The following is a 9,098-nucleotide window of genomic DNA, read 5'->3' as shown; positions in this document are numbered from 1 at the left end:
CTTGTAACAGTTGGCTCTCGTTCGTGCCTCACGGATTTTAGCCAACAATTACAAGCCGATTTTTGTGGCGTTATATTGTAGTATTGCACATGAACATTGGAGTTTAATTTAGATTTTGTCATTCTAATTTTTAGTATTACAAAACATTTAAGGCTCTATCACTGAACGTTCAACTTATTTAAAGGGATTCATTAAAGTGCTGCATACCTTAGGGACAAAACAACTCAAACCAGAGTTATCAACCCCCTTAAATAAACTCGTACTATTGATTTTCTTACTTGTGATTATATATTTGGGATACGAAAAATATGAGCAGCATGAAACTGAGCGAGCAGAAACTTCGGTTTTTATTTTAAATCCCCAAGTTAATGATATCTATTTTCTAGATATGCAGCTTCTCAATGATAAATTAGAACGAAAAAGCAAATATAAATTAGCTAAGGTTATACGTGTTAGTGATGATAACGTAGCTATAGTTTATGGGAGTGTTTTCTATCAATGGCAATATTCTGTAGTAAATAGTATCGAGTATGGTGAACTACATAACAGTAATTACTTTACCTTAATACCGGATTATATTTCTTTTAGTAAAATTAAAGAAATGAAGAATAACGGGGCTATTTACTTAGTTAAACGACCAATGCAAAATAAAGTTTATGGTAGTGTTGTTAGCCCTGAATAAAGTGCAATATAACAATAGCTTAAAGTGGTTATGTGATAATCCTCCTCCGATAAAACGGACAAAAAACAGTTGGGTTTTTGCTCTTGCGTCGCTAATTATAACCAACTATTTTATTACCTCAGATTGAGGCGTTATATGTAAAGGTAAGAAGACGGCGTAGCACACTATCAAGGTGGGAACTTAGGAAGTAAAAAGGGCTTGGCGTCCAATTAGAGAGTCTAAATAAAGAGAAAAAGATGACAACTTACTTCATTTTTACTAGGAAGCAACGTTCTTCAGCATTATTACTTGTTTTCAATGCTTGCGTGGCACTCCTTTTATACCTGGCAGCACATAAATTTCTCCCTAATTTGACGAGCGATAGAGTTGCCCTAACACAACTTCTTGACGTTCTCGATATCGCTATTTGGGTTGTTGAAGCTGCTTTGCTTGGATTAGCAATGTGGTTTTGGTTTGAAAATAAGCAAATTAGAGTTTGTGTCACGCCAACCGATTTGTCCTATTTTGATCCTACCTTCAGTGATGTGGGCTGGCAGGTTAATATTTTTGACATTAAGGAGTTAAAGCAAGTAAGTAATGTAAGGCAGGATTTTCTTTCTAACTTAATAGTGCTCAAAAATGGAGAGCAGAAGCAACTAATGTACGGGAATTATCGTGGATTTGATCGACAAGGTTTTTTCGACGCGCTTGTATTGGCAAACCCTAATATTATTGTTCCAGAAAATATATATAGCTACAAAATACAAAGGCCATCATGGGCCAAGCGTATTCGGAAGAGACTTGGGCTAGATTAGAAATTTTTGATTAAATACAGGAAGAGGTATAACAATCGACGGCACTGCGACCAGTATTTCGCTGCTTCGCGACTACAAATCGGCTCGTGAGCCGGGTGTTATGTTTTTTGCGAAATTTTCGCAATAGCTCAAGGAATGAATATGAAATTTAAACAACTTATTATACTATCAGTGTTATTTATTAATGCTTGTGTTGTTGTACCTGTTAAGGACAAGTTACACATTAATAGGTGTGAAATATCAACGGATAGAAAAACACTTAAAATAATAGATGTAGCCAAAGAATCAAACTCTTATTATTCAATTAGCGGTATTGTACTAACACCGATATTGGTTCCTACAACCGCTATAGTTTCAGGTGCTTATGTTTTAGTTAATAATACTTATCGTTTTGGTGAAGAATCTATTAAATGTAAAAGCAAAACATAAGAAGTTAAACAAGGAGATTATGTGCTTAAATCGATTCATCATGCGGCTATAATTTGCTCAGATTATGAAAAGTCTAAAAGTTTTTATGTCACAATTCTTGGACTAGAGATTATAGCTGAGAATTATAGGAAAGAACGAGATTCATTTAAACTCGATCTGCAATTACCAAACGGTGGGCAAATAGAGTTGTTTTCTTTTCCAAATTCACCTGTTAGACCGAGCTTTCCTGAAGCTCTAGGCTTAAGGCACTTGGCATTTAACGTAGACTCTGTTGAATCTGTTAGAAATTACCTTTTATCTCAAGGCGTAGATGTTGAGCCGATTAGAATAGATGAATATACGAATAAAAAGTTTACCTTTTTTAGTGATCCTGACGGATTGCCACTAGAGCTATATGATCAAGTTGTCATATAAAAAGTGGGTAAAGCGGGGGCTGCTAACAGTTTTTCTCGGTCTCGTTTTTTTTTGCAATACATTTTAATAATCAATTATTAGTCCGTTAAATGGACATTATATGACAAGGAGAGTTTCATCAAATATCTAATTTTAGTACTAATCATCACAATATCAGGTTGTGTATCCAGTCCAGATAAAATTTCCGAAGCAAAAGTTATTACTACAACTAAATTGGTTACTGTTAAAAAAGAATATACACCTCAACTTTGGTCTCATCATAAAGCATTAAAGGAAACTCCTGAGTTATGCGCTGTAAAAGGTGTGTCCATTCTTAACTCTTTAGGGTTTAAGTCTGTTGTTAAAAACGGTAATTACGTTTACGGAAATTTCAGTAATAACCGTGCTGCTATAAAGTGTGTAAAAGTTGATAAACAAACTTTCGTATACACTGCTGTGGCGGGAGCTGATGTTAAGCTCGTTGAAAAGCTAAGAAACGAAATTTCTTGGAAGTTGTAATTATCATATAAGTTATTCAAAAGGAGAAATTACAAATGTTCTTTCTCCAACGTTGCTTATATTAGTCAACAATTATTTGCCTCATATAAAGGTGTTATAGTGCTTTATTTTCATCATCGAATAAGGAAGTTATATGTTTTATTCAATACCTAACATTAGGTTAATCAAAGTATTATTTTTTCTACTTTCCACGGTAATGTTTTCATCAATTGCTCAGCCAAAAAGTATTGAAATAAATAAAGAGCAGCGTGAAGAAGTTATAGAGCGTGTTTCTAAAATCGTTATTGAAAACTATGTTTTCCCAGAAATTGCAGAAAAAAATGTTGCTTATATACAAAAGCAATTAGAGCAGGGGATATATAATGAAATTATTAATGCTGATGAATTTGCATCTACATTAACTGAAGATTTACAGTACATAAATCATGATAAACATATGGAAGTTCGCGTTAACAAACCTCATTCAGAGCAGGAAGAGTCAAATAACCCCTATTTAGAATATTTAAAGCAAGAACAAAATGAAAACTATGGTTTTAAAAAAATTGAAATTTTAGAGGGTAATGTTGGTTATGTTGATTTTAGATATTTCAGTGGTTTTGATTCGGCAAAAGAAACGGTTAATGGAGTCATGCAGGTTATTAAAAATACTGATGCCATAATTTTTGATTTACGTAAGAATGATGGTGGATCTCCTGATATGGTTCAATATATTTGCAGTTATTTCTTTGGTAAAAAAACGCATTTAAACAGTTTGTATTGGAGGAAAGGCAATAGAACACAGGAGTTTTGGACTCTTGATAAATTACCTGCTGACCGAATGCCAAATGTTCCGTTATTTGTTTTAACAAGTCATTATACTTTTTCTGGAGCTGAAGAGTTTGCTTATAATTTTAAGACTCGCAAAAGGGCAGTAATAGTGGGTGAAAATACTGGGGGTGGTGCAAATCCAGGTGGCCCGATCGAAATAAATAAATACTTTAGTATTAATGTCCCTACTGGCCGAGCTATAAACCCCATCACTCAAACTAATTGGGAAGGTATAGGTGTTGTACCAGATGTGAAAACGGTTGCTAGCAAGGCTTTGACAAAAGCTCACCTTTTGGCTAAGCGTTCAGCTGAAAAATTTCGAAAAGAGAATGAGTTGGTACATTAAGATAGCTCCACAAGTGAGAGTTACAGGTATTATTTTTTAAAGGTGATGTTAAATGAAGTGTCCAAGGACAGGAAGTCAATTGAAAACAATTAAAGTTGGCGGGGTTGCTGTTAATATTTCAGAGCAATGTGGAGGTGTGTTTTTTGATAATTTGGAGTTATCAAAATTTAAAAGCGTTGGTGATATAAGAGGCCGAGCGTTAGCTAAACACTTACGTCAATTTAATTCACCTTTGATGGGTGAGCAAGAACGGATAAAATGTCCTAAGTGTCCAGATATTGTGATGATGAGGCGTTATTACAGTCCTCTAAAATTAATTGAAATTGATGAGTGTCCAGGTTGTGCTGGTATTTGGCTAGATACAGGTGAGTTAAGTAAAATTCATAATAACGAGCTCTCTGCTGCCGAGTTAGCTCGGTTAAAAATGGAGATGATTGAACAAACCGCTCCTCCTAATATTGAGGCTCCTAAAAGTAGTTATTCTAACAGGCATGGAAATAATGGTAATTTAGAGCATGTTGTTAATATCGCAAGTTCCCTGTTTTATTAACAGTAATCAGTAAATTATACGTAACAAAAATAATCAATAAATATACTCTTTATTTTGTCTTAGCTGTACAGTTGTAGTGCTTTCTCTAGATATAGATAAAACCTAAACACATTAAATGGATTTACATGCACAATTTTAAGCTTGTTATTGCAATAACACTCAGCACATTATGGTCGGTGAATACTTATGGTGCAGAAGTGTTTAAGTGGGTAGACAGTCAAGGAAATGTTCACTTTGGTGATAAACCACCAGAACAGGAGAAGTTAGAAGTTGTAAAGCTTGGACAGTCAAACAGCTTTACTCAGGTAAGTGCTAATAGTGAAGAAAATGCTATGGCTCAACAAAAGAAAATTGTGATGTATACCACATCTTGGTGCCCATATTGCAAAAAAGCAAGAGCATACTTTAAAGACAAAGGGTTAACATTTATTGAGTATAATGTTGAAGATCGTCCGAGTAAAAATAAAGAATTTAAAGCACTAGGTGGCACAGGTTATCCGTTAATTTTGATCGGAAAGCAAGATAAGATGCAAGGGTTTAGTGTTTCTGCCTTTGAGCAACGATTTAACAAATAAAGATAATGCAGTAATTGTACAACTCTTTGTATCACTATCATTAATTTAATCTTTTTAGTGAATTTTAGTCAGTATCTTTACTTAAAAATGCTCCATATTAACGTTTCATTGATATTCAAAAGAAAAAATCAGGCAAATAAAGTAAATATTTCAATTAAAACGTTTGTTCCCACTACTTAATCAGTCAGTTTTTGTGTAAAATCATCCACCATTTATTTATCAACTTAGTCTAGCCAATAAATGCTTTCGCATCCGAGGAGCTCATGAATTTAGACGATTTAACTTTAGACGATATAGTCTTGCAGGCAGAACAAGCTATTGCCGCAGCAACAGATCCTGCTGCACTTGATCAAGTTCGAGTGAACTTTTTAGGTAAAAAGGGATTATTTACCGAACAAATGAAAGGTTTAAGTAAATTACCCAAAGAAGAAAAGCCCAAAGCTGGCCAAGTAATTAATATTGCAAAGCAACAAGTACAAAAGTTATTGGTTGCTCGTGGTGAATTGCTTCGCAATGAAGAAATTAAAAAGCAGCTAGCGGCAGAGTCAATTGATGTAACCTTACCTGGAAGAGGAACTCAAATTGGAGGCCTTCATCCAGTAACACGTACCATTGAACGAATAGAAAGCTTTTTTGGTGATTTAGGTTTTGAAGTTAAAGCTGGTCCTGAAATTGAAGATGATTATCATAATTTTGATGCTTTAAATATTCCAGAGCATCATCCAGCTCGTCAAGATCACGACACTTTTTATTTTAATCCTAAGTTAGTGTTACGTACTCAAACATCAGGTGTTCAAATTAGAACGATGGAAGTTGAAAAGCCACCATTGAGAATTATCTCGCCAGGTAAAGTATATCGTAATGACTATGATCAAACGCATACGCCAATGTTTCATCAAGTTGAAGGTTTAATGGTTGATAAAGACGTTAGCTTTACTCATCTTAAAGGCATTTTGCATGATTTTCTTCATCACTTTTTTGAAGAAGAAGTTGAAATTCGTTTCCGACCTTCATATTTTCCATTTACCGAGCCATCTGCTGAGGTAGACATTATGGGTAAAAATGGTAAATGGTTAGAAGTATTAGGCTGTGGCATGGTACATCCTAATGTTTTACGTAGCGTAGGCATAGATCCTGAAGTGTACACAGGCTTTGCTTTTGGTATGGGAGTAGAGCGTTTAACTATGCTTAGATACGGGGTGAATGACTTACGTGCATTCTTTGAAAACGATCTTCGCTTTTTAAAACAGTTCAAGTAGGAAACGTATAATGAAATTTAGTGAATCATGGTTACGTGAGTGGGTAAACCCTGCGATAACCTCAGAAGAATTGTCTCATCAAATAACCATGGCTGGTTTAGAAGTTGATGGTGTTGAACCCGTAGCTGGAGAATTTACGGGTGTATTAATTGGTGAAGTTGTTGAGTGTGGCCCACATCCAGATGCTGATAAATTACAAGTAACCAAAATTAATTTAGGACCAGATTTTAATGATGGTGAATTAGTTGATATTGTTTGTGGTGCTAAAAATTGTCGTTTAGGTTTAAAGGTTGCTGTTGCTACTGTAGGTGCTGTTTTACCTGGTGATTTTAAAATTAAAAAAGCTAAATTACGTGGTGTACCATCACACGGTATGTTGTGTAGTGAATCTGAAATCGGTTTGGCAGATAGTGCTGATGGCATTATGGAATTAGCACACGATGCACCTATTGGCCAATGCGTTCGTGAGTATTTAGATTTAGACGATGTAACAATAGATGTTGACTTAACGGCTAACCGTGGTGATTGCTTAGGTCTTAAAGGTTTAGCACGCGAAGTTGGTGTATTAAACAGTTTAGCGGTAACTGAACCTGCTATTGGAACAGTAACTCCTTCAATTGATGATGCCATTGAAATAAATATTGAAGCAGGGGAAGCCTGTCCTCGTTATTTAGGCCGTGTAATTAAAAACATAAACTTAAATGCAGCAACACCCCTATGGATGATTGAAAAATTACGTCGTTGTGGTATTCGTTCAATAGATCCGGTCGTTGATGTAACCAATTATGTTTTATTAGAACTTGGCCATCCAATGCATGCGTTTGATTTAGATAAAATTGAAGGTGGCATTAATGTAAGGTTTGCTAAACAAGATGAAGCATTAACTTTACTTGATGAAAACGAAGTTAAGTTATCAGCTCAAACACTAGTGATTGCCGACCAAGGAAGTGAAGGTGGTAAAGCTTTAGCTATAGCAGGTATTTTTGGTGGTTTACACTCAGGGGTTACAGCTAAAACAACCGATATATTTTTAGAGAGTGCTTTTTTCGCGCCTTTAGCTATTTTAGGTAAAGCACGTCAGTATGGTTTACATACCGATGCTTCTCACCGTTACGAGCGTGGTATTGATCCTCAATTACAGCACGATGCTATGGAACGTGCTACCCAGTTATTACTTGATATTGTTGGTGGTGAAGCGGGTCCTATTGTCAACGCTCAATCTGAAGAACATATTCCAACAGAGAAGTCGGTAGAATTACGCCGTAAAATGCTAGACGCTCGAATTGGCCACTTTATTGATGATAAAACCGTCACTGAAATTCTTACGCGATTAGAATTTAACGTAGCATCTACGGGTGAGGACAATGATAAAGTTTGGCAAGTTATTGTGCCTGCTTATCGCTTTGATATAAAAATTGAAGTGGATTTAATTGAAGAAGTAGCAAGAATATTTGGGTACAACAATATTCCTAACTTAGCGCCAAAAGCATTTTTAACAATGACACCGCAAAAAGAAGCTACTTTATCAATAAGTAAACTTCGCCAAACTTTGGTTAATCGTGATTATCAAGAAGCAATTACTTACAGTTTTGTTGATCCCAATGTTCAGTCATTGTTATTCCCTGAACAAGAAGTGATGGTTTTACCGCATCCAATTTCTTCAGAAATGTCTGTAATGCGTTTAAGTTTATGGACAGGTTTATTGCAATCAATAGCTTATAATCAAAACCGTCAACAACACCGTGTACGTTTATTCGAGGTTGGTTTACGATTTGTACCAGATGAGTCAGCCGAAAACGGTGTTCGTCAAGAAAATATGATTGCGGGTGTTATTAGTGGTCAACGTGTTGATGAACATTGGACAATGGAAAAGAGCGTTAGTGATTTTTATGATATAAAAGGTGATGTTGAAGCCTTGTTATCGTTAACACAAAATGCAGAAGAGTTCGAATTTTCTGCAGCTGAAATAGCAGCCTTGCACCCAGGGCAAACCGCTAAAATAACACGTAATGGAATATTAGTTGGCCATGTTGGTACCTTACATCCTGAATTAGAAAGAAAATTAGGCTTAAAAAGTAAAACATTTATTTTTGAACTTTTATTGTCTGAAGTTTTAACTCAGAAAATCCCTCTGGCTACCGATATATCTCGCTTTCCTGCAAACAGAAGAGACATTGCAGTAGTAGTAAAAGAGAGTGTCGACGCAAAAAATGTGTTACAACTTATTGAAAAGGTTGGCGGAAATAATTTAATTGATCTAAACTTATTCGATGTATATCAAGGTCAAGGCATTGAACCTGGTTTTAAGAGCTTAGCAATTGCTATGATATTACAAGATCATGAGAAAACACTCGAAGAAAAAGACATTAATGATGTTGTTAATCGAGTTGTTGAAACGTTATCAGCAGAATTAGATGCAACACTGAGGAACTAAGTAATGGCGCTTACCAAAGCAGAAGTAGCAGAGCATTTGTATGAAAAAGTTGGGCTGAGTAAGCGCGACGCAAAAAATATGGTTGAGGTGTTTTTTGAAGAAATTCGAGAAACTTTAGAGAGCGGCGACCAAGTAAAGCTTTCTGGTTTTGGTAATTTTGACATACGCCAGAAAAAAGAACGACCAGGTCGTAACCCTAAAACAGGTGAAGATATTCCAATCTCTGCCCGTAAAGTGGTTACATTTAGACCCGGTCAGAAACTTAAAAGCCGTGTTGAAGATGGTAATGGCTCTTAATTATTGTCGTTAT

At 35.5% G+C, this 9,098-nt stretch carries 11 protein-coding genes; all 11 read left to right on the top strand.

Annotated elements, in window-relative coordinates; all coding sequences use genetic code 11:
* Positions 1-196: 196 nt before the first annotated feature.
* The 11 genes from AC27G3_RS17930 (at position 197) to AC27G3_RS17880 (ending at position 9,085) form a co-directional block, all read left to right on the top strand.
* Positions 197-682 carry a hypothetical protein gene (locus tag AC27G3_RS17930; protein WP_487123974.1) on the top strand — a complete coding sequence of 162 codons (486 nt, stop codon included), beginning with the start codon at positions 197-199 and terminating at the stop codon, positions 680-682.
* Positions 683-918: 236 nt separating this feature from the next.
* On the top strand, positions 919-1,476 hold the full coding sequence (locus AC27G3_RS17925) for a hypothetical protein (RefSeq protein WP_487123972.1): 558 nt from the start codon (positions 919-921) through the stop codon (positions 1,474-1,476).
* Positions 1,477-1,617: 141 nt separating this feature from the next.
* The gene (locus tag AC27G3_RS17920) at positions 1,618-1,905 is read left to right on the top strand and encodes a hypothetical protein (RefSeq protein WP_487123970.1); all 288 of its coding nucleotides are present in this window, start codon (positions 1,618-1,620) and stop codon (positions 1,903-1,905) included.
* 21 nt (positions 1,906-1,926) lie between these two features.
* A complete protein-coding gene (gloA2, locus tag AC27G3_RS17915; RefSeq protein ID WP_487123968.1) occupies positions 1,927-2,319 on the top strand; it encodes an SMU1112c/YaeR family gloxylase I-like metalloprotein in 393 nt (130 codons plus the stop codon).
* A gap of 213 nt (positions 2,320-2,532) precedes the next feature.
* Positions 2,533-2,817 carry a hypothetical protein gene (locus tag AC27G3_RS17910; RefSeq protein ID WP_487123966.1) on the top strand — a complete coding sequence of 95 codons (285 nt, stop codon included), beginning with the start codon at positions 2,533-2,535 and terminating at the stop codon, positions 2,815-2,817.
* 133 nt (positions 2,818-2,950) lie between these two features.
* Positions 2,951-3,970 carry a S41 family peptidase gene (locus AC27G3_RS17905; RefSeq protein WP_487123964.1) on the top strand — a complete coding sequence of 340 codons (1,020 nt, stop codon included), beginning with the start codon at positions 2,951-2,953 and terminating at the stop codon, positions 3,968-3,970.
* A gap of 52 nt (positions 3,971-4,022) precedes the next feature.
* The gene (locus AC27G3_RS17900) at positions 4,023-4,520 is read left to right on the top strand and encodes a zf-TFIIB domain-containing protein (RefSeq protein ID WP_487123962.1); all 498 of its coding nucleotides are present in this window, start codon (positions 4,023-4,025) and stop codon (positions 4,518-4,520) included.
* Between the two features lie 125 nt (positions 4,521-4,645).
* Positions 4,646-5,095: a glutaredoxin domain-containing protein gene (locus AC27G3_RS17895; protein ID WP_487123960.1), complete on the top strand. Its 450-nt coding sequence runs from the start codon at positions 4,646-4,648 to the stop codon at positions 5,093-5,095.
* 263 nt (positions 5,096-5,358) lie between these two features.
* Complete coding sequence (pheS, locus tag AC27G3_RS17890; RefSeq protein WP_487123958.1) at positions 5,359-6,354, top strand: phenylalanine--tRNA ligase subunit alpha; 996 nt, start codon at positions 5,359-5,361, stop codon at positions 6,352-6,354.
* A 10-nt stretch (positions 6,355-6,364) separates the two neighbouring features.
* The gene (pheT, locus tag AC27G3_RS17885; RefSeq protein ID WP_487123956.1) at positions 6,365-8,788 is read left to right on the top strand and encodes a phenylalanine--tRNA ligase subunit beta; all 2,424 of its coding nucleotides are present in this window, start codon (positions 6,365-6,367) and stop codon (positions 8,786-8,788) included.
* 3 nt (positions 8,789-8,791) lie between these two features.
* On the top strand, positions 8,792-9,085 hold the full coding sequence (locus tag AC27G3_RS17880) for an integration host factor subunit alpha (RefSeq protein WP_487123954.1): 294 nt from the start codon (positions 8,792-8,794) through the stop codon (positions 9,083-9,085).
* Positions 9,086-9,098: the final 13 nt, after the last annotated feature.

The sequence above is a fragment of the Colwellia sp. SU-HH01217 genome, assembly GCF_057543495.1.
This window is presented reverse-complemented; position numbering and strand designations above follow the sequence as displayed.